20 protein-coding genes and 1 other annotated feature are annotated in these 22,310 nt (G+C 34.8%); of the genes, 2 read left to right on the top strand and 18 right to left on the bottom strand.

The window, feature by feature from the left end; all coding sequences use genetic code 11:
- Positions 1–235: 235 nt before the first annotated feature.
- The 5 genes from ANASTE_RS10535 to ANASTE_RS10515 all read right to left on the bottom strand — a co-directional run bounded on the left by ANASTE_RS10535 (position 236) and on the right by ANASTE_RS10515 (position 4,115).
- Positions 236–1,147 (bottom strand): phosphotriesterase family protein, encoded by a 912-nt coding sequence (locus ANASTE_RS10535; RefSeq protein WP_007051008.1) that lies wholly within the window; start codon positions 1,145–1,147, stop codon positions 236–238.
- Between the two features lie 14 nt (positions 1,148–1,161).
- A complete protein-coding gene (locus tag ANASTE_RS10530) occupies positions 1,162–2,427 on the bottom strand; it encodes a PTS transporter subunit IIC (RefSeq protein WP_007051007.1) in 1,266 nt (421 codons plus the stop codon).
- Between the two features lie 20 nt (positions 2,428–2,447).
- On the bottom strand, positions 2,448–2,741 hold the full coding sequence (locus ANASTE_RS10525) for a PTS sugar transporter subunit IIB (RefSeq protein WP_039945596.1): 294 nt from the start codon (positions 2,739–2,741) through the stop codon (positions 2,448–2,450).
- 19 nt (positions 2,742–2,760) lie between these two features.
- Positions 2,761–3,198 carry a PTS sugar transporter subunit IIA gene (locus ANASTE_RS10520; protein WP_039945593.1) on the bottom strand — a complete coding sequence of 146 codons (438 nt, stop codon included), beginning with the start codon at positions 3,196–3,198 and terminating at the stop codon, positions 2,761–2,763.
- A 146-nt stretch (positions 3,199–3,344) separates the two neighbouring features.
- On the bottom strand, positions 3,345–4,115 hold the full coding sequence (locus ANASTE_RS10515) for a DeoR/GlpR family DNA-binding transcription regulator (protein WP_039945591.1): 771 nt from the start codon (positions 4,113–4,115) through the stop codon (positions 3,345–3,347).
- A 104-nt stretch (positions 4,116–4,219) separates the two neighbouring features.
- On the opposite strand from ANASTE_RS10515, the gene ANASTE_RS10510 reads away from it, so the two are divergent.
- Positions 4,220–4,981 (top strand): hypothetical protein, encoded by a 762-nt coding sequence (locus ANASTE_RS10510; RefSeq protein ID WP_007051003.1) that lies wholly within the window; start codon positions 4,220–4,222, stop codon positions 4,979–4,981.
- Between the two features lie 316 nt (positions 4,982–5,297).
- Here ANASTE_RS10510 and groL read toward each other — a convergent pair whose 3' ends face one another.
- The 5 genes from groL to ANASTE_RS10485 all read right to left on the bottom strand — a co-directional run bounded on the left by groL (position 5,298) and on the right by ANASTE_RS10485 (position 10,101).
- Positions 5,298–6,911 (bottom strand): chaperonin GroEL, encoded by a 1,614-nt coding sequence (gene groL / locus ANASTE_RS10505; protein ID WP_007051002.1) that lies wholly within the window; start codon positions 6,909–6,911, stop codon positions 5,298–5,300.
- Positions 6,912–6,938: 27 nt separating this feature from the next.
- The gene (gene groES, locus ANASTE_RS10500) at positions 6,939–7,223 is read right to left on the bottom strand and encodes a co-chaperone GroES (protein WP_007051001.1); all 285 of its coding nucleotides are present in this window, start codon (positions 7,221–7,223) and stop codon (positions 6,939–6,941) included.
- A gap of 404 nt (positions 7,224–7,627) precedes the next feature.
- Positions 7,628–9,472 carry a heavy metal translocating P-type ATPase gene (locus ANASTE_RS10495; protein WP_007051000.1) on the bottom strand — a complete coding sequence of 615 codons (1,845 nt, stop codon included), beginning with the start codon at positions 9,470–9,472 and terminating at the stop codon, positions 7,628–7,630.
- A gap of 25 nt (positions 9,473–9,497) precedes the next feature.
- Positions 9,498–9,713, bottom strand: a complete 216-nt coding sequence (locus ANASTE_RS10490) for a heavy-metal-associated domain-containing protein (protein WP_007050999.1) — start codon at positions 9,711–9,713, stop codon at positions 9,498–9,500.
- A gap of 25 nt (positions 9,714–9,738) precedes the next feature.
- Positions 9,739–10,101 (bottom strand): ArsR/SmtB family transcription factor, encoded by a 363-nt coding sequence (locus ANASTE_RS10485; protein WP_341271242.1) that lies wholly within the window; start codon positions 10,099–10,101, stop codon positions 9,739–9,741.
- Between the two features lie 1,043 nt (positions 10,102–11,144).
- Positions 11,145–11,387: a binding site (T-box leader), on the top strand.
- A gap of 41 nt (positions 11,388–11,428) precedes the next feature.
- Here ANASTE_RS10485 and ANASTE_RS10480 point away from each other — a divergent pair.
- Positions 11,429–12,799 carry a TrpB-like pyridoxal phosphate-dependent enzyme gene (locus ANASTE_RS10480; RefSeq protein WP_007050996.1) on the top strand — a complete coding sequence of 457 codons (1,371 nt, stop codon included), beginning with the start codon at positions 11,429–11,431 and terminating at the stop codon, positions 12,797–12,799.
- A gap of 253 nt (positions 12,800–13,052) precedes the next feature.
- On the opposite strand, the gene ANASTE_RS10475 is transcribed toward ANASTE_RS10480, so the two are convergent.
- The 8 genes from ANASTE_RS10475 to ANASTE_RS10440 form a co-directional block, all read right to left on the bottom strand.
- Entirely contained in the window at positions 13,053–13,817 is a 765-nt protein-coding gene (locus ANASTE_RS10475) for a TatD family hydrolase (protein ID WP_007050995.1), read from the bottom strand.
- A 2-nt stretch (positions 13,818–13,819) separates the two neighbouring features.
- Positions 13,820–14,074, bottom strand: coding sequence for an FtsB family cell division protein (locus ANASTE_RS11795; RefSeq protein WP_187361983.1), 255 nt, complete (start codon positions 14,072–14,074; stop codon positions 13,820–13,822).
- A gap of 19 nt (positions 14,075–14,093) precedes the next feature.
- The gene (gene yabQ, locus ANASTE_RS10465; RefSeq protein WP_007050993.1) at positions 14,094–14,669 is read right to left on the bottom strand and encodes a spore cortex biosynthesis protein YabQ; all 576 of its coding nucleotides are present in this window, start codon (positions 14,667–14,669) and stop codon (positions 14,094–14,096) included.
- Positions 14,669–14,950 carry a sporulation protein YabP gene (gene yabP, locus ANASTE_RS10460; protein WP_007050992.1) on the bottom strand — a complete coding sequence of 94 codons (282 nt, stop codon included), beginning with the start codon at positions 14,948–14,950 and terminating at the stop codon, positions 14,669–14,671. Before yabP ends, yabQ begins: the two co-directional genes overlap by 1 nt.
- A 96-nt stretch (positions 14,951–15,046) precedes the next feature.
- Positions 15,047–17,038, bottom strand: coding sequence for an excinuclease ABC subunit UvrB (uvrB, locus tag ANASTE_RS10455; protein ID WP_007050991.1), 1,992 nt, complete (start codon positions 17,036–17,038; stop codon positions 15,047–15,049).
- Between the two features lie 314 nt (positions 17,039–17,352).
- Positions 17,353–18,855 (bottom strand): glycerol kinase GlpK, encoded by a 1,503-nt coding sequence (glpK, locus tag ANASTE_RS10450; protein ID WP_007050990.1) that lies wholly within the window; start codon positions 18,853–18,855, stop codon positions 17,353–17,355.
- A gap of 432 nt (positions 18,856–19,287) precedes the next feature.
- Positions 19,288–20,004: a purine-nucleoside phosphorylase gene (gene deoD, locus ANASTE_RS10445; protein WP_007050989.1), complete on the bottom strand. Its 717-nt coding sequence runs from the start codon at positions 20,002–20,004 to the stop codon at positions 19,288–19,290.
- A gap of 57 nt (positions 20,005–20,061) precedes the next feature.
- The gene (locus ANASTE_RS10440) at positions 20,062–22,215 is read right to left on the bottom strand and encodes a RelA/SpoT family protein (protein ID WP_039945849.1); all 2,154 of its coding nucleotides are present in this window, start codon (positions 22,213–22,215) and stop codon (positions 20,062–20,064) included.
- Between the last annotated feature and the right edge of the window lie 95 nt (positions 22,216–22,310).

Here is a 22,310-nt window from a genome sequence, read left to right as displayed (position 1 = left end):
GTAATTCATGCAAGTTGTTATTCGGAGTTACAGAGCATAAAAAATGCTTCCAGTCACGGCATTTTATCCCTTGTATGATGTAAAACCTACTCCTCTTACTTACTTTTAAATCAAGTAGTATTATTATAAGTTTAAAATATCTTATTGTCAATATTTAAAAGGATTTAAATATATCAAAAGTGCACTTTTTCAAGTACACTTTTCAAAATTTTAATTTAAAGGAGGAGGGAAAAACCTACACCGAAAATATCCTTGACGGATTACCCTCGAATATTTGTTTAATATCTTCTTTGTTTATACCCATGTTTATCATGTACGGGATAAGTTCTTTTATTATATAATCGAGACCGGGTTTACCGGAGTAACTACTAAGATACTTTGTATTTCCCATATCTCCGCCTACTAGTATCCGATTCAAATAGCCTTTGCCGATTAAATACTTCACTATATCCACTTTGTTTTTATCATGATTATTATAGTCCCTTCCGAATTTATCCATGGAAACATTAACACCAAAGCTGCATAACTTTTCCAGATAATACCTGTCTTTTGGAACATCGACATGACCTAGAATAAGTTTTTCTTTTACCGCACCGCTATCTATGAGATATTTTGCGGTTTCAACTGCACAAGTACCATCGGTGAAATGGACATAAAAAGGTAAATTTGTCTCTCTTTGAACAGCACACATGATTTTTCCAAGCCTGAACTCCTCATCCGTGACGATATCTTTGCTTACGCCTATTTTTATCATTCCGGGTCTTATCCCGGTATAACCTATACCGTTATTTATTTCATTCATTATCAAATCATAAACTTTATTGTCACTCATATCTTTAATCACATCGGGGATATATTCATCTCTGTAAAATCCTGTTGTGCAAATCACATTCATTCCTGTCCTGATTGACAAAGCATTTAAAAATTCCGCGTTCCTTCCCATACCTATAGCACTTGCGTCAACTATACTGTTACATCCGCACGCTTTGATATCCTTCAAATCTTTTTCCATATTATCGAGATTGGTAACCTCATAATCGAAAGCCCCGTCTTTTTGAGCCAAGTATGTATATAGATGTTCATGCTCATAGGTAAACCCCAATTCACTGTCTTCGATCTTACCTCTGGTTGTCATGATATATTTCATAATAATTATTCTCCTTAACCAAACAGCATAACGATTTTTTGAATAATTAAAGGAAGTATCGCAAATTCAGCACTTTCATAGAATGCTCCGGCTTCCAAAAGCACACCGCTTGAAGGTGCAATGAACGAAATCAAGAACAGCGTTATAAATCCATATAAGAAAGATGCAACAAGTGCTACTCTAAGTCCCCCTATACGATTTCCGAACACACCCACTATGGCTCCTTCGAAGAATTGCCCTTGTATACCCGGAACTACCAATACAGGCATACCCACAACTACCATCAATACAGTCGCACATAGAGAACCGAGCAAATTTGCTATAAATCCAAACATAACCGCTGTAGGAGAGAATTGGAATGCTGTAGGATAATCTAGACCTACTACCGCATCAGGTAATATCGCGTCCGCTATACCAACAAATGCAGGTATAATTTCAGCTATAAACATCTTAACTCCGTAAAGTATTACGGCAAGTCCCGCAGAGAATGACAATGACTGTAAGAATAAGAACAACCACCAGAATTGGTCTCCTGCCAACTTAGACACAAAATCAACACCTGCGATCAAGCCAAATATAAAATAATTTATGAACATCGTTATGGTAATTGCGGTAAAAGTATCTTTTAGCCACATCAAAGATTCCGGGAAGTTTATATCTTCCGCATCTTTGCCTTTACCGATTATTTTAGATATAAGTTCGGATAATGCCATACCCCAGTTACAGAAAACAAATAAACCAAATTCATCTGTCATATCCGTCTTCTTCATATAATAATGAGAAACGCCTACAGCTATCCAGTTATAAACACCGCTGCCTATCGTGGATATGATGATTATCCATAATGTAGGAAGAGTCGTTACATGTAGGAATGCTACAAACATTGCGGCAACAAACAACTGAAGATGAACCGTTAGAGCAAATCCCTTGTTTTTGGTAAATCTAACCAAAACTCCGTTTACAAGCATTGAAAGAAGAAAAACTATCGCTATTTCTCCGGCAAAATTTTCGGAACATGCAACATAAGCAGGCCACATCTGCTGAAGCACACCTTTAGTGTTGAGCCCTTGGAATATACATTCCTTCAAAGGTCCCATTGCATTTAGAAGAAGAGTACTTCCTCCGTCCATTATTGCAAATCCTAACATACATTTTATTGTTGATAACAGTATTTCGCTTCCCTTTTTCTTTAGGAGGATAGAGCCTATAAGAGCGACAAGCCCCAGAACTATCGTCCCGTTTCCGAAAAACTGTGTAACAACTTTGATTAATAAATCCATATTGTACCCCTTAATTTTATTTAATTATTATTTTTTACATATTCTCCTAACTTTTCAGCCAATTCTTTTTTGCTTACCATATTAACAAGTTCGATGATAGGCTTCCCGTATTCCCTTACTACAGGCGCCACATCCGAATTTGTTATTATCAAATCCACACTGTCCATAAGCCCCTTTGCCAAAGAAGCATTACAGCTGTCAACAGTAGCTTCGATACCAAGTTCCTTAACGGCTTTTTGAATATTTAGTTTGAGCATGACGGAACTTCCAAGCCCCATTTGGCAAACACATAAAATCCTGATAGGCAACTTCATTTTTCACACCTCCTTTGATTTATTTTGATAAAAGTTTGATTATCTGTTCCTTGTTTTGTATATTTAATAATCTTTTTACAAAATCATCATCATCCAATACTTCGCATAAATTAGACAAAAGTCCCAAATGACTGTCGTGATCCTTACCGGCAAGAGCAAAAACCACCTTTACAGGGTCATGCTCACTGTGTCCGAAATCCACCCCTTCTTTTAAATAGAGCATTGACATCCCGTTTTTTATTACCCCGTCCTCCGGCCTTGCATGCGGCATCGCAATATGAGGAGCAATGACAATATATTTTTGAGTTTCGGCAACTTCTATCATTTTTTCAATGTAAACTTCTTCTATTATCCCGTTACTCAGTAATATTTCACCGGCTTCTCTTACGGCTTCTTTAAAATCTTTTACACTTTTGGTAACTTTGATAAAATTTTCAGGTATAAAATCGATCAACATGGTATTTCCTCCCTGTTTTGTAAAAATTATATTATACATGTATTATTATGTCAATAGTTTTTCATTACTTTTGATAATATTTTATCATAATTACAATATTATGATAAAAAAATAACATATGCTCAGCATATGTTATTGTATTGTGTTTAAACCAAATCTATTTTTACATCATGTTTTTTTATTTCCCGAAGTTCCTTTATCTCACAAGCTTCTTTATTTGTTATTATTACATCGATATCATCTATCTCAAGCCCAGTTGCCATGGACTGTTTACCGATTTTATTATAGTCACACATTAAAATCACTTCCTGAGAATTTACGGCTACTATCTTTTTTAGTTTTGCTAAAGTTAAATCTATAAACATTGCTCCCTTTTTATCGGTGAGCCCCAAACATCCCAAAAATGCCTTATTAAAATTCAGTTCCTTTATTATATCCAAAGAGAAGAGAGATACCATACTTTCATTCTCATTTATAAGACTTCCTCCCAGCAATGTAACATTTACCGAAGGCATTTTAGATACCGTCCTTGCCACATTTACACAGCTCGTCACGATATTCAGATTATAATCGTATTTGCTTGCAAGAAGTACTTTTGAAAACTCTATACATGTACTTCCTCCTCCTATATAAATAATATCATTGTCCTCCACATGATCAATAGCCCTAAGGGCAATGTCGGATTTAAAGTCCAAATTTTCAAGTTCCCTTTTGGAAAAATGAGTAAATTCTTCTTTACTGAAGACAGTCCCTCCGTAAGCAATGGAGATATTCTCTCTCTCCTCCAAAACTTTCAAATCCCTTCTTATGGTAAGATGAGACACTCCAAGCATTTCTCCGAGTTCGTTTATGGTAATATGCTTATGTTTCTTTATTATATCCATTATTTTCATTTGTCTTTCTTCAACTTTATTCATCGTTATTTCTCCGTAATCAAAATTTTTATTGACAATCACATAATATTTATGTTATATATGGATTATAACAAAATGAAAAACTTTTTTCAATAGGAGCGGTAAAAATGTATTATTTTGATAAAGATTTTTATTTAATAAATTTAAATTTTAAAAATCTCAACCTAAAACTCATAAAAAACATATTCATATTTATCATACTTATACTTATCAGTATCTTTTTTAAAAGTTATATCTTCCTGCCTTTGATACTCATACCCATAGCTTTGGACTTGATTTTATTTCTAATAAATTTAGGTATATCGGATGACTTATACAAAAAAGTAATGAAGAAGAAATCGGAAAGACTAAATAAAATCAAAGACAGCGAAAAAAATGATAATTATTATCTAAATGAAATCATCATAAAATACGAACTTAAACAAATAAGCATAAATAAAGCTATAGCGGAGCTCAATAAACTGAACGAATGTGAAGAAGTTTCTTTTGCGAAAGTAAAATTCAAAATCATAAATGCTTATGAGCATAATTTAGAACTGAATAATAAAGAAAAAGATCATTATATAAAAATAATCACAGATTACACTCCTAACTCTCAAATAAACTCATTCGAAAAATACAGAATGTTTATGCTTTTGGGGGAATATGAAACGCCTCTAAGTTTGCTTGAAAAAGACAAAACAAAATCAAGCATATCAAACTTAGGATTTATATTTTACAAATACATAATCCTATATCTTATTTACGATAAGTATAACGATACTAAAAAAGACGTGATTTATCAAAAAATAAAGAATTTCTTTTTTATAAGCAAATTTAAAATATATTTCGATAATGCTGTTTCAACTTATAATAACTCAGGTATATAAAATATAATAAATTGAATTTTAATAAAATCACTATACATCAGTTATATATTAATAATCTAAAATCTAAAAGATAACAATAAAACCTATCATTCAAAAAAGCTCTCTTAATATTAAGAGAGCTTTTGATTATAAATTATATTCTATTACCCCATGTTCCACTGACTTTCTTTTAAATAATCGAGATTTCTTAATTAAAATTTCTATGAATTTTAATTAATCATCAAATCGAGAATTAGCCTCCACTGCTTGAATGGAAATTTTAGGTCCTTTTGATTTTTCAAGAGAACAGGGTCACAGGTCATAGCCCTATAGATAATTACATCATAGGAGGTGTCATTTGAGGAGCATTTTCTTCTGATTTGATATCAGCAACACTTGCTTCTGTTGTTAAGAACATTGCACTTACGCTTGCTGCATTTTGCATAGCTGATCTTGAAACTTTTGTTGGGTCTACGATACCTGCTTCAAACATGTCTTCATATTTAAAGTTATAAGCATCGAAACCTTTGCCTTTTTCTTCGTTTAATAATTTATCAACCACTACGCTTCCTTCAACGCCTGCATTATAAGCGATTTGTCTGATTGGAGCTTCAACGGCTCTTCTTATGATAGAAGCACCTGTCTTTTCGTCTCCTTCAAGAGAAGCTATCAATTCATCGATTGCAGGTATAGTAGCTATCATTGCGCTGCCGCCTCCAGGTACGATACCTTCTTCAACCGCAGCTCTTGTAGCGTTAAGAGCATCTTCGATTCTGTATTTCTTTTCTTTCATTTCGGTTTCTGTTGCAGCACCGACTTGGATAACCGCTACACCGCCTGAAAGTTTAGCAAGTCTTTCCTGTAATTTTTCTTTATCGTATTCTGAAGTAGTTTCAGGGATTTGTGCTTTGATTTGGCTTCTTCTGTCTTCGATTTTTTCTTGGTCGCCTTTACCTTCAACGATGATAGTATTTTCTTTATCAACTCTTACTTGACTTGCTCTACCTAACATATCAAGTGTTGTTGATTTAAGGTCCATACCAAGCTCTTCACTGATTACAGTACCGCCTGTTAAAATAGCTAAATCATCCAACATAGCTTTTCTTCTGTCTCCGAAACCGGGAGCTTTTACAGCTACACAGTTGATTACTCCTCTGAGTTTATTAACTATCAATGTAGAAAGTGCTTCACCTTCGATATCGTCAGCAATAATCAATAAATTACCGCCTGCTTGCTGAAGTTCAGTCAATACAGGTAGGATTTCCTGCATGTTGCCGATTTTCTTATCTGTTAAAAGGATGTATGGTTTGTCGTATACACATTCCATTTTTTCAACATCTGTAGCCATATATGCAGATAAGTAACCTCTGTCGAACTGCATACCTTCGGTAAATTCAAGTTCAACTTTCATTGATTTACCTTCTTCGATCGTTATAACACCGTCGTTACCTACTTTTTCCATAGCTTCTGAAATAAGTTCGCCTACAGTGTCATCAGCTGAAGAAATAGCAGCAACTTGTGCTATAGCTTTTTTACCTTCTACAGGTTTTGAAATTTTCTTAAGTTCTTCCACGAAAGTATCAACTGCTTTTTCGATACCTTTTTTAAGTATCATTGGGTTTGCACCCGCAGTTACGTTTTTAAGACCTTCGTTGATGATTGACTGTGTAAGGATAGTAGCGGTCGTTGTACCGTCCCCCGCAACATCATTTGTCTTTGTAGCAACTTCTTTTACAAGCTGTGCACCCATATTTTCAAATTGGTCTTCAAGTTCGATTTCTCTTGCAATAGTTACACCGTCGTTTGTGATTATCGGAGAACCGAAACTTTTACCTAAAACTACGTTTCTTCCTCTTGGTCCGAGTGTTACTTTAACTGTATCCGCTAATTTGTCAACACCGGCTCTTAAGCCTTCTCTTGCTTCTATACCATGTTTAATTTCTTTTGCCATTTTATATCACCTTTCCTTACTCTCTAATTATTTTACGATAGCTAAAATATCGCTTTGTCTTAAAATAAGATATTCTTCGCCTTCCAATTTAACTTCAGAACCTGCATATTTGGAATAAATTACAGTGTCGCCTTCTTTAACATCTAATGCAACTTTTTTACCGTCTACGATTTCACCGGAACCAACCGCAACGATTTCACCCATTACAGGTTTTTCCTTTGCTGTATCAGGTAATATAATACCTGTTGCTGTAGTCTTTTCTTCTTCCTTTACTTTGATTACGACTTTGTCGCCAAGTGGTTGTAATTTCATTTTTTACTCACTCCTCCTAATAATTTATATTATTTTCTTACTCTTCTATTCATTAGCACTCATCTTTCCTGAGTGCTAATAGTATTTTAGCACACTTAGATTTATTGTCAATACCATTTAAGAAAAAAATTGCAACTTTTATAAATTTTAATCTTATTTTAATTTTTATATCGACTCTCCTCTTTCGGGCACTACGCCTCGCTTTGCGAGATTCCGCGCCCGCACGATAACTAATTCATATCTACTATTAATACCATTTCTCAGTTATTTATTCAAAAGAAAATATATATTCACGATTATATACTTTTAAAAATGAACATTTAAGGATATTATGGCGATAATGAATATTTTAAAAATAAAAAAGAGCAGTTAACTGCTCTTTTTTTAACTCACATATATTTCCTTTATCCTCTGTATCTCAAAACTCTGATGGAATTAAGTATTGCTATTACAGCAACGCCCACATCCGCAAATATCGCTTCCCACATATTTGCAAGCCCCAAAGCACCGAGAGCCATAACTCCGATTTTTACAAATAATGCGATGAATATATTTTCTTTAACGATACTCAGTGTCTTCTTGGAAATCTTATATCCCGTCATTATTTTGCTCGGTTCATCCGTCATTATAACGATGTCACTTGCTTCTATTGCAGCATCACTTCCAAGACCTCCCATCGCTATGCCTATATCAGCCATGGTTAAAACAGGTGCATCATTGAGCCCGTCACCAACGAATACAAGTTTTCCGTTTTCCGACTTTTTATCCATGAGTTCTTTTACTTTGTTTACTTTATCTATAGGAAGCAGTTCTGTATACACTTCATCAAGCCCAAGTTCTTTTCCTACGTATTCACCGATTTCTTTCTTATCTCCCGTAAGCATGACAGTCTTTCTTATACCCGCTTCTTTAAGAGATTTTAAAGCCTCTTTGGAATCTTCCTTTATTTCATCTCTTAAAACGAGACTTCCGAGGAATTTACCGTCTTTACTCACGTATAGTACGGTCCCGATACTGTCTGCTTCCGATGCGTCAATATTATTTTCCCTCATCAAAGCATATTTACCTACCAAAACTTCTTTTTCATCGACAATTGCCTTAACTCCGAAACCTGCCAACTCTTTTACGTCGCCTACCCTGTTATTATCGATATCTTTACCATATCTTTCCTTTACGGATAAAGCTATGGGGTGATTTGAAAAAGCTTCCGCATAAGCTGTGGTTTCTATCAGTTCATCTGCATCTACACCGTCTTCATTATTTACTTCTTCTACTTTGAATACTCCTTTTGTAAGTGTACCGGTCTTATCGAATACCATTATTTCACTTTTAGAGAGTGCTTCCAAGTAGTTGGAACCTTTGACTAAAACCCCGCTGCTGCTGGCAGCACCTATACCGCCGAAGAAACCGAGAGGTATAGATATAACGAGGGCACAAGGACAAGATATAACAAGGAATATAAGAGCCCTGTATATCCATGAGCCGAAAGCCTCACCTAAAATCAAAGGAGGAAGTACTGCAAGCAGCAATGCACATGTAACTACTATTGGTGTATAGTATTTAGCAAATACCGTTATAAAGTTTTCTGCCTTGGATTTTTCACTGCTCGCATTTTCGATGAGTTCAAGTATCTTAGCCGCAGTGGATTCGTCAAACGCTTTCGTTACTTTTATCCTTAAAATACCATTTAGATTTATACATCCGCTAAGGATCTCATCCCCTTTATATACTTCTCTCGGTACGGATTCTCCGGTCAAAGCCGATGTATCGAGCGTGGAGTTGCCGCCTAAAACTATACCGTCCAAAGGAACTTTCTCTCCCGGTTTTACTATGATTTCATTACCGATTTCTATATCATCAGGGTCTACTTGTATTATTTGTCCGTCTTTTTCTATATTTGCATAATCCGGGCAAATATCCATCAAATCTCCTATGGACTTTCTGGATTTATTGACTGCATAACTTTGGAAATATTCCCCTACTTGGTAGAACAACATAACCGCAGCACCTTCGGCATAATCGCTTAATATTATGGAACCGATAGATGCGATAGCCATAAGAAAGTTTTCGTCGAACACTTTCCCTTTTGATATATTTTTAACCGCTTTTAATAATACATCATATCCCGCAAGTACATAAGCCGCAAGATATAATACGCTTTGTATCGTCTCGTATTTTATAAAAAAACCGAGAAAGAAAAGTATTAAAGCCACTATGATTTTGTAAAGTTGTTTTTTCTGCTTATCCATAATTTTTACCTTTTCCCTTTTAAGGCTATAAGATCACTGCGTCTTTATCTACTCCCTTTACAGCTTTTCTTGCCTGTTCCAAGATTTCATCAAATTTTTCATCGTCCGCATCCAAAGTAAGTTTTTGAAGCATGAAGTTGATATTTGCACTGTTTACTCCGTCGATCTTTCTTATTTCTTCTTCCATTTCCATTGCACAATGTGCACAGTCGATATTATCCATTTTTAATTTCTTTTTCATTTTCTATGTCTCCTTTAAAATTAAATTATTCTTCTATATGGTCTATACCTTGGTTTAGTATAGTCATCACATGTTCATCGGCAAGTGAATAAAAAACAGTTTTTCCGTCTTTTCTGTTCTTTATAAGCCTTGCATTCTTAAGATTTTTTAGCTGATGAGATACAGCAGACTGCGTCATATTCAATATATTTGCAATATCGCATACACACATTTCACTGACCAGCAAAGCATTTAAAATCTTTATCCTCGTACTATCGCCGAATACTTTAAAAAGTTCCGCTAAATCATATAACTTTTCTTCATCCGGCATTTTATCGTGTACTTCTTTTACTATATCTTTGTGAACGTGTTTAAGTTCACATGTTTCTATATTTGCTGCCATATCCATTTCTCCTTGTTTTATATATGAATATCTGTTCATATGTTATTATATTCATTTGTTATACAAAGTCAACACTTTTTTAATGTTTTTTTCTTTTTTAAAAATATATATTTTTATATGATTTAATTTAATATCCTTTGTTAAAAGAAAACATTAATAATACCAACATTGAATAATCCTACAATTCAAATGAAAAATAAACTTTACCTAGTAAATATACTTTTTAAACAATAATAAATATTTTCTAAAAGGGTACTTTTTTTAGTACCAATAAAAGAATTCTGATAAAAAATGATATTATCAGCCATAACGCTAACTTTTTTACTCATAATATATGATTTACTATATATACATTACGACTATAACTTCATATATCAAGATATGTAATATAACTTAACAAAAATCCAAAATAAATTTAAGGAAAGTTATAAAGATAATTTAGTATATACACGAACAATATAAAATAAACCTATATAAACAGAACTTAAATAAGATAGATATAAGAAAGAGCAAATCAATACTATTTTTAATACTTAAAATAATCAATGAACCTATAGAGAATAAAGTCCATTAATATAAAATAAATACAATAAAATCATTTTTTAGATATGCACAGCTTCTTTATTGACTTTACAGGAAAAGAAAGTGTTTTTATTCTTTCCTCTCAAAAAATCCTCTAAAAATAATACTATTAAAATGTTAAATAAATTTTTAACTATAAAATTCAAAGGAAACCGAAACAACATAATCATAGAATATATAACAAAATATTTTTAAATAAAGCAAGAAAACATATAAAGTTTTCTAATAAAAATTAGGCATAATTTATAAATAAAAAACAGGTACTTAAAGAAAAAGTAAAATAATTAAAAAAGCTTTCCAAAAGCTAAAAAGTTCATTTCTTACATATTTTAAAATATAAAAAAATAAAATCATATCTCATAAAGATACATATCTAAAATCATGACTCAAAATAAAAAAATATCTAAATTTTCTTGACAATCACAAAAAAAAGGATTATGATGTAAAAAAATTAATTATGACTAAACCATATAGGTAAGAGTAGTAAATAAATGATTATATTTCATAGAGAGCCGGTGTGTGGTGGAAATCGGCAGATATAAATTTATCGAATGGACTTACCTCGGGCAGTGAACAAATCAATCTTTGAGAGTATTCGCTGACGGGATCTTCGCCCGTTATAAAGGAAGCATATATGATAGTATATGACAAAGTGGCTTATTATAAGCAATTTGGGTGGTACCGCAGGAAATATAACTCTTGTCCCTTACAGGGATAGGAGTTTTTTTTATAAAAGAAAAGGAGAAGTAAAATGAAAAACAAAGAAATACCTTACAAAATTTATTTAAGTGAAGAAGAGATGCCTAAACAATGGTATAACATAAAAGCAGATATGAAAGAACAGCACGAACCATTCCTAAATCCGGGAACGGGTCAGCCTATAACGAGAGATGAACTAAGACCGATATTCTGTGATGAACTTGTAGATCAGGAACTTGATACGACCACGAGATACTTCGATATCCCGAAAGAAATCAGAGATTTTTATAAGATGTACAGACCTTCCCCATTGGTAAGAGCTTACTTCTTGGAAAAATATTTGGATACCCCCGCTCATATTTATTACAAATACGAAGGTACAAATACATCAGGCTCACATAAGTTAAATACAGCTATAGCTCAAACATATTATGCAAAAAAGCAAGGTGTCAAAGGTCTTACCACAGAAACGGGAGCAGGTCAATGGGGTACAGCGATGTCAATGGCATGCGCATACTTCGATCTTCCTCTTAAAGTCTATATGGTAAAAGTTTCAAGCGAACAAAAACCATACAGAAAAGCGGTAATTCAAACTTACGGAGGAGAAGTTATCCCTTCACCATCAGAAACAACGGAAATCGGAAGAAAGATTTTAGCTGAAAATCCGGGAACGGGCGGAAGCCTCGGATGTGCTATTTCCGAAGCTGTCGAAGAAGCGGTCAAAAATAATTATAAGTATGTTTTGGGTTCTGTTCTTGACCATGTAGTAATGCATCAAAGCATTATAGGTTTAGAGACAAAAGCAGCCCTTGAAAAATACGACATCAAACCTGACATCATGATAGGATGTGCGGGAGGAGGCTCTAACCTTGGAGGACTTATAGGAATATTTGCGGGAGAAAAGATCCAAGGCAAAAACGATATACACTTTATCGCAGTAGAACCTCAGTCATGTCCTTCGATGACAAGAGGAAAATATGCTTATGATTTCTGCGATACGGGAAAAACAACACCTCTTGCAAAGATGTATACATTAGGTGCGGGATTTATCCCTTCACCGAATCATGCGGGCGGACTAAGATATCATGGTATGAGCCCTATAGTGTCTAAGCTTTACCATGACGGAATTTTAGACGAAGCAAGAACGGTTTCTCAAACTGAAGTATTCAAAGCTGCAGAAGAATTCGCAAGAGTGGAAGGAATACTCCCTGCTCCGGAATCATCTCATGCCATAAAAGTTGCAATGGATGAAGCACTTAAATGCAAAGAAACCGGAGAAGCAAAAAATATTGTATTCGGTTTAACGGGAACGGGTTACTTCGATATGACTGCTTACATGCAGTATAACGCGGGTGAAATGAGTGATACAGAAATCACTGACGAAATGTTACAAAAAGGGTTCGACAGCTTACCAAAACTATAGAATATAATCCTTTAAATTAAATGAATTGTTTATATGTTGATAAATATAAAAAATAAGACACCTATATCTTATTTGCGATAACGTATAAAAGCACCCTTAAAGGGTGCTTTTTTTATAATCCAATATGAAACATAGTATATTTAATAGGATATATTATATTAAAATAAAAATATATATTATTTCCCAATCACTTCGGGGCACTACGCCTGCTTACGCAGATTCCGCGCCCCTAAACAAAAAACGCCCTAAGGCGTTATTTTATTTTAAATATTTCTCTTGCATTCTTATTCGTTATCTCTATGATTTCTTCATAACTAATACCTTTTACTTCCGCCAGCATCCTTGCGGTGTATTCCACATAAGGAGGCTTGTTCCGCTTCCCTCTGAAGGGTACGGGAGTAAGATAAGGACAGTCAGTTTCTATCAAGAGTTTATCGAGAGGTGTAGCTTTTGCGGCTTCCCTAACGTTATTGGCGTTTTTAAAAGTAACGCTTCCCGAGAAAGAAGTATACATCCCAAGCTTAACATATTCTCTGACCATTTCGGCTGATGCTGAACATGAATGGATTATCCCCGTGCCATTTAAATGTGCCTTTAATATATCATAAGTATCTCCGGCGGCGTCTCTGGAATGGATTATAACAGGTTTATTAAGCTCACTTGCAACTTTAAGCTGTCTTATAAATACTTCCTTTTGAATATCTCTGGGAGAATTATCGTAGTAATAATCAAGCCCTATTTCTCCGTAAGCCACTACCTTTTCATTCTCTTTCACCAGCTTAATAAATTCATTTTCAAGGATTTTATTATAATCTTTGCTGTCGTGAGGATGAAGTCCTACCGAAGCATAGAGAAAATCCTCTTTTTTGCTTAGTTCGACCGCTTTTAACGAAGATTCATAATCATATCCTATATTTACGACTCCGTCAAAGTGTTTTTCTTTAAGCTCTTTTATTATATCATCCAAACCTTCGTTGAATTCTTCGTCATTTAAATGAGCATGAGTATCAAATAGCATAATTATTTTTTGTCCTTTTCGTTTGTTACATATACTTTTTCGTTGGGATAGATAAGTCCGAGATATTTTTTTGCCAGATACTCTATATAAGACTTACTGTCGGAATTATTAAGCTCTTCATTAAGTTCCTTCGATTTAAGCTTTTCTTCGCTAATCTGCTGAGTAAGTTCATTTTTTTGCTTATTCAAGGAATAATATTTGTATTCCATAGTCAGCATCTTGACCGCAAACAAAGTAAAGACAGCAGTCAGTATCAAAAGAATAACTCTTTTTTTCTTACCTGCTCTCTTTTTTAATCTTTTTTTCTTTCTTTTTCTCGCTTCTATGCTGTCTTGGGGATTTAAAAGTTCTAAGTCCTCTCTTCTCATTATCTATTCCTTCTTTTTTAAGATATACTTTAAATTTATTATAACTCATTTTTATTTTTAATGGAATAGACAAAAATCTTTTTAATAAACTTTTAATTTTGCCGATAGACTTTTGGTGTTTCTTAACAAATTTTCTTTTCCTCTTTACTATACCCTTTTTTGTATTTGTCTTTATGAGTCCCAGTTTCCTCGTTATAAACAAAAGAAGACTTTTATAAAAAGGTGATATCAGAAAATAGTACGCCGTAAAACCCAATACAAAACTCAGTACACTGTAATATCTCAAATCAAAATATGTAGTCTTAAAAAATAGGTTGACCGTAAAAACTCCCGCTACCAAGCAAAAACAAAGATCCGAAAGGGTCACCCTTTTTGTAAGAGCATAAATAATTATCGTTATTGTGTGATATAATATCCCGAGTATACATCCGCCGTAAAAGGTCTCCAGCAGAACTAAATACTGCGAATATAAATTATTATTCATTATTTAAATATCTTAGAAAAGAATCCCGATGATTTTTCCATAAAGTCTATATCGTCATCATAATTTATAGCATAGATATTTCCGTTAAGAGCAATTTCTCCGTCTTCAAGATTAAGTTTTTCTATTTTTAAGTCTTCTCCGTTTATCGTAAGCATACCAAGAGAAGTTTCCAAAACCACCGTTTCGTCATTAAAGTTATGCACATCTATACAGTCATTTATTTTAAGGTTTCCTCTGTTATATAGTTCGAGCCTTTGATCCGTTACACTTTTGTTGTCCATAATTTTTCTCCTAACAATATATTTAATAATATATATTTTATATGGACAAAAAAAAGAACAATAAAAATAAAAAACCTCCTTTTTAGGAGGTAAACTTTATTGTTTTGTTTTTAATTTTTTTAGTTTATCTATCTCATCTCTGAGTTTTGCCGCAAGTTCGAATTCCAAATTCTTCGCATATAATTTCATTTGCGTAGTTAACAATTCGATTTCTTTATCCACATCATGTTCAAATTCTTCTTTGTTTGAAGTAATCTTCTTTACTACATCTTCTGCATTCACGTCTTCTATGGAAAGGGCTGACATTGCATTTTCCGTAGACTTGACTATGCCTTTCGGAGTGATATGATGTTTTTCATTGTACTCGGATTGTATCTTTCTTCTTCTGTCGGTTTCTCCTATGGCTCTTTCCATTGACGGGGTCATCTTATCCGCATACATGACTACTTCCCCTCCAAGATGTCTCGCCGCTCTGCCTATTGTCTGAATCAGAGAAGTCTCGCTTCTGAGGAAACCTTCCTTATCCGCGTCAAGTATGGCTACGAGAGATACTTCCGGGATATCAAGACCTTCTCTTAAGAGATTTATACCCACAAGCACGTCGAATACATCATCTCTTAAATCCTTTATCAGCTTCATCCTCTCTATGGTATCCACATCGGAGTGAAGGTATTCCACTCTTATACCGACTTCACTTAAGTAGTTCGTTAAATCTTCCGCCATACGCTTCGTAAGAGTAGTAACGAGGACTTTTTCATGTTTATCGGTCTTTTCCTTTATCCTTCCTATCAAGTCTTCTATCTGACCTTTTGTTTCTTTTACGGTTATCTTAGGGTCGATAAGTCCGGTAGGTCTTACTATACATTCCGCTATTTCTTTGGAACGTTCTTTTTCATAATCGTTCGGAGTGGCGGATACGTATACAAGCTGGTTCATCCTCTCTTCAAACTCTTCAAAGTTAAGTGGTCTGTTATCGAGAGCTGAAGGAAGTCTGAAACCGTAATCCACAAGGTTCATCTTTCTTGCTCTGTCCCCTGCGTACATACCTCTTATCTGAGGTACGCTTACATGAGATTCATCTATGAACGTAACAAAATCTTTCGGGAAATAATCAAGCAAAGTATAAGGAGGAGCTCCGGGAGGAAGATCATTAAGATGTCTTGAATAATTTTCTATTCCTTTACAGCTTCCTATTTCCCTAAGCATTTCTATATCGTAATTAGTTCTTTCTCTTATTCTTTGTGCTTCCAAAAGCTTCCCGTTCTTTTCAAATTCCTCTGCCGTAACTTTTAATTCTTCGCTTATGGATTTAAGGGCTCTATTTATACTCACTTCATCCGTAACATAATGACTTGCAGGATAAATAAAAGGATGCTTTATACTCCTTATTATCTCTCCCGTCAGTGAGTTTATCTCGAGTATCCTGTCTATTTCATCATCGAAGAATTCTATCCTTATTGCTTCTTCACTGCTGTTGGCAGGAAATACCTCTACGCTGTCTCCTCTGACTCTGAAAGTCCCTCTGTGAAAATCTATATCGTTTCTCGTGTACTGTATATCTATGAGCTTCCTTATCACATCGTCTCTTTCTTTTATCATTCCAGGACGAAGAGATAAGACTTGTTCTTTATAGTGGAAAGGACTACCCAGTCCGTAAATACAACTTACAGACGCTATTATTATGACGTCTTTACGCTCGAATAACGCCGAGGTCGCAGAGTGACGAAGTTTATCTATATCGTCGTTTATGCTGGAGTCCTTGGCTATATATAAGTCTCTTCCCGGAACATATGCTTCGGGCTGATAATAATCATAGTAGCTTACAAAATATTCCACCGCATTATCGGGGAAGAAACTTCTGAACTCATTCGCAAGCTGAGCCGCCAAAGTTTTGTTGTGAGCCATAATAAGAGCGGGTCTTTGCACCTTTTCTATTATCTTTGCCATTATATAAGTCTTACCGCAGCCGGTAACACCGAGAAGAGTCTGGTCTCTGTTCCCTGAGAGTATACTCTTTGATAACTTATCTATTACTTCTGGCTGTCCTCCCGACGGTTCAAAGGGAGAATGCACTTTAAATTCAGGCATATAAATACCTCCTTAATAATCAATTTTTATTTTTTATTAAACCAACCTAATTCCTATATACTTTATACTTCACATTAAACACATTATTATAAGATTTAATTTAATTTTACTACAAAATATTTTAAATGTACATAGAAATATGAACATTTGTTCTTATTTTGTGATGAATATATTTTATAAAAATTTTATTAAGATATTAAAAGCTGTTTAGCGTATACCAAGGGGCGCGGAATCTGCCGCAGGCAGGCGTAGTGCCCCGAAATAAAAACTGAAAATTTAGATATCAAAAAAGACCGCTTAAAGCGGTCTTAATATTACACAAAAGCTTCTTCTTTTTTTGTCAAACAAATATCAACGGATTTTTTCCACCCTGAGTATAACTCCTCTCTTTTTTCATCTATTATCTCATTGGTAAAAATCTTCTTTGTTGTCCTTACCTTTTTAAGTTCATCTTTATCTTTCCATACCCCCGTCGCAAGTCCTGCAAGGAATGCAGCACCCAAAGCGGTGGATTCTATACAGTTCGGTTTATTTACCGGACAATTCAGCATATTTGCCTGAAACTGCATTATAAAGTCATTTTCACACGCCCCGCCGTCTACCATCAATTCTTTTAAAGGAACATTGCTGTCTTCGATTATAGCATCCAACAAATCCCTTGTTTGATAGGCGATACTTTCAAGTGCCGCCCTCACTATGTGTGCTTTCTTTGCACCTCTGGTAAGCCCGGTGATTATCCCTTTTGCATACATATCCCAGTAAGGAGCCCCCATTCCCGTAAATGCGGGAACGATATATACCCCGTTCGTATCTTCAACGCTCATCGCTATATCATAAGTTTCTTTTGCGGTTTGAATAAGTCCAAGCTCATCTCTTAACCACTGAACGACAGCACCGCCGATAAATACACTTCCTTCCAAAGCATAATTAACCGTACCATCTATTCCGTATGCTATCGTAGTAAGAAGCCCGTTCTTCGATTTTATAGGTTCTTCTCCAGTATTCATAAGAAGGAAAAGACCCGTCCCGTAAGTATTCTTTGCTTCGCCCACTTCATAACACCCCTGACCGAATAGTGCAGACTGCTGATCTCCCGCAACACCTGCTATAGGTATCTCTTCTCCGATTATTTCTTTATCCATATTTCCTATTATCCCGCTGCTGTCCACAACCGTTGGAAGCATTGATTTAGGTATATCTAAAGCTTCAAGGATCTTTTCGTCCCATTTTAATTCTTTTATATTATATAGCATCGTCCTAGAAGCATTGGTATAGTCACTCACATGATATTTGCCCTTTGTAAGGTTATATATAAGCCATGTATCTATCGTTCCGAACAGTAATTTGCCGTCTTCGGCTTTTTCTCTGGCTCCCTCTACATTATCCAATATCCATTTGATTTTCGTCCCTGAAAAATAAGCGTCTATTTCAAGCCCCGTAGCATTCATTATGTATTCGCTAAACCCCTTATCCTTTAAATCTTCGCATATGTCCGCAGTCCTTCTGCACTGCCATACGATAGCATTATATATAGGATATCCGGTATCTTTATCCCATACTACGGTAGTTTCCCTTTGATTTGTTATACCTACTCCTTTTATGTCTTTTACATCGACACCGGATTTTTGAACACACTGCTTTATGGTAAATAGCTGTGTCATCCATATTTCCATTGCGTCATGCTCCACATATCCCGCTTTCGGATATATCTGCTTGAATTCTCTCTGCTCAACGCTTACTATATTAGCTTCATCATCAAATAAAATCGTCCTGCAGCTCGTCGTTCCCGAGTCAATAGCTAAAATATATTTTTTCATACGACCACCTCTTTTATGTTTATAGATATATTATAGTATTTATGTATACGTTTATCAACGTTTTATTTTTGTATTTAATATACCATAATCATATTACCGCTTCTAAAATCCATATTTGTATATATGATTTAAATTAAAACAATTTTCATACCTTTTTAATGTATATAAAAATATATTATATTGTTACTTATATTCCATAAATTAAACTTCTTAATATCATTATTAAAAATAATTTTATAAAACCAAGTAAATTTTTAATTCTTTTATTATATAATTTATATTTGATTTCTTAAAAATTCTAATCCTTGACATTTTATTTATACATAAAATAAATTTTACTTTTCCCAATTTTTACTGATATCAATTCAAAACAAAAGACACTGCAACATATGCAATGTCTTATTATTTCATAAATATTTAATTGTATTTATTTTACTCCGCAAAAGTCTCAAGAGCAAGTGTTATCATGTCATTCAGCTTAGTTTCTCTTTCTTTGCTTGAAAGTATCGTATCGGTATAAATAAAGTGATCGCTTACGGTAAATATCCCGAGAGCTTTTTTATTCAGGCTTGCCGCTTCGGCATATAATCCCGCGGTTTCCATTTCAACCGCAAGTACACCCAGATCTTTCCACTTTTTCCAGCCTTCACTTCCCTGTGCATAAAAGTTATCGCTGGATAGTACATTTCCCACTTTAGCATCTATACCAAGCTCTTTTGCTTTATTAAAAGTATTCAATAAAAGTTCAAAGTCCGCTATGGGAGCAAAAGTCCCTTCCAAATGAAACTGAGACATAAAATTGGAATTAGTACATGCACCCTGCGCTATTATCACATCATTTACATTCACGTCTTCGCTGTACCCTCCGCAGCTTCCGATCCTTATTATATTTTCAACTCCGTAAAAACTGTATAACTCATGAGAATAAATACTTATTGAAGGTATACCCATTCCCGAACCCATTACGGAAATATTCTTACCCTTATACTTTCCGCTGTATCCCAGCATCCCTCTTACATTGGTTACTTCCGCCGCTTCACTTAAAAAGTTTTCGGCAATATATTTTGCTCTTAAAGGATCCCCCGGCATTAAAACCGTCTTATGAAAATCCCCTTCTTTTGCATTTATATGAGGTGTTGGTACTGTCATGATATCCTCCTTTTATATTGATTAAATTCGTAGTATCTTATAAATCACAGCAAGATACTACACTCTGTAAACATCTTTAACGCCCTGAACATTTTTGATTTTTCTGAATAGATCTTCAAGTTCTTTTGTATTATGAACGTTCAAACTTATATTTACTGTCGAACCGTGCTTATTATCCGAGCATGCAGAAAAGTTAGACATACTGAAACCTTCATTGCTGACTATGGTCGTTATCTCTGCCGCAAGACCTATCCTATCCTGTGCAGTGACCCTTACATCGGCTTCAAAAGTCTTGTTTTCGTTTAAAACATCACTGTTCCACGATACGTTTATAAGTCTCTCCTGATTTATCGTATTGCTTACATTTATACAATCGGCCCTGTGAATGGAGACCCCCCTGTTTTTCGTGATATAACCTACGATATTGTCTCCCGGTACCGGATTACAACAGTTTGAAAAGAAAACTGCAAGGTCGGTATATCCCTGAACGTTTATTGCATTGCCGTTTTTACTCTTCTTATTTTTAACAAGTTTGACTTCTTTTTCCTTTTCTTCGTTTTCAAACTCGTCCTTAAAATTATCCTTTATCCTTTGAAAAACAAGTCCGCTTTTAAGCCCTCCATAACCGATTGCGGAATATAAATCGTCCCACGTATTTACGTTGAATCTCTTTTTGACAAATTCGAGATGTCCGTTTGTGGCAATGGTACTTAAGGAATAGCCCTCTTTTTTTACTTCTTTTTCCAAGGCTTCTTTGCCTCTTATTATATTCTCTTCTCTGTCGGCTTTTTTAAAGAAAGCTTTTATCTTCGTCTTTGCATGAGAACTCTTAACTATATTAAGCCAGTCCCTGCTAGGTCCTTTTGAATTCGGAGAAGTGATTATGCTTACGATATCTCCGTTTTGAAGTTTATAGGTAAGAGGTGCCATTTTTCCGTTTACCTTTGCGCCTACGCACTGATTACCGATATCGGAATGTATCCTATATGCAAAATCTATCGGACAAGCTCCGCTTGGAAGCTGAATAACCTTTGAATTCGGCGTGAATACGAAAACTTCGTCTGTAAATAAATCAAATTTGACTCCTTCCATGAACTCATCTGCATTTTCAAGTTCATTTTCCATTTCCATCAGTTCTCTTATCCAAATGAGTCTCTTCTCGAAATTATCATCTTTTTTATTTATTGAACCTTCTTTGTACTTCCAGTGTGCAGCGATACCGTACTCGGCTGTCCTGTGCATTTCATAGGTCCTTATCTGTATTTCAAAAGGTTCGGAGCCCTTTGTGAATACAGTCGTATGAAGCGACTGATACATATTAGGCTTAGGCATTGCTATATAATCTTTAAATCTTCCCGGCATAGGGTTCCAAAGGGTATGTGCCATCCCGAGGACACCATAACAGTCCTTTACGGTATCGACCAAGACCCTTATGGCAAATAAATCATATATTTCTTCAAAGGCTTTGCCTTTTTTCATCTTTCTGTAAATGGAATAAAAGTGTTTCGGACGCCCTTCTATCTTTGCGTCGATACCCGACTCTTTAAGTACTTTACCGAGCATATATTTTACATTGTCGATAAAGGCTTCTCTTTCTTCTCTTTTAAGGGCTACTTTCCTTGCTATATCGTGATATGCTTCCGGGTCCAAATATAATAAAGCAAGATCTTCGAGTTCCCACTTTATTTTGGAAATACCGAGCCTGTGAGCAATGGGAGCATATATATCGAGAGTCTCCCTTGCCTTTTGCCTTTGTTTATCGGGTCTCATTGCTGAGAGGGTCCTCATATTATGAAGCCTGTCGGCTAATTTGATGATTATAACTCTCACGTCATTTGCCATGGCTATAACCATTTTTCTCAGATTTTCCGCTTCTCTCTGCTCTTTTGTCACAAACTGAAGCTTACCTATTTTAGTGACACCGTCTACGAGGTTTGCTATATTTTCATTAAAATTACTTTTTATCATATCATAGCTTGCGGATGTATCTTCTATAACATCGTGTAAAATCGCAGCACATACTGTATCGGTATCCATATGCAGATCCGTCAAAATAAAGGCTACTTCAAGAGGGTGTGATATATAAGGTTCTCCGGAATAACGAGTCTGATTTTTATGAGCGTCTTTGGCAAGAAGATATGCACGCTCGATTATCTCCAGATTTGCATCCTTTGAATATTCTTTTATTCTTTCTTCAAGTCTTTTTAGCATTTCCATGATTACCCTCCTTTCAGTAAAAAAACATTACATAATAAGTCCTTAATTGTTGCCTTTTATAATAACATAAACCATTAAAACGTTCAACT

It is taken from the genome of Anaerofustis stercorihominis DSM 17244, assembly GCF_000154825.1.
Taxonomy (GTDB): Bacteria; Bacillota; Clostridia; order Eubacteriales; family Anaerofustaceae; genus Anaerofustis; species Anaerofustis stercorihominis.
The sequence above is the reverse complement of the archived record's forward strand: the minus strand, read 5'-3'. Positions and strand labels throughout refer to the sequence as shown.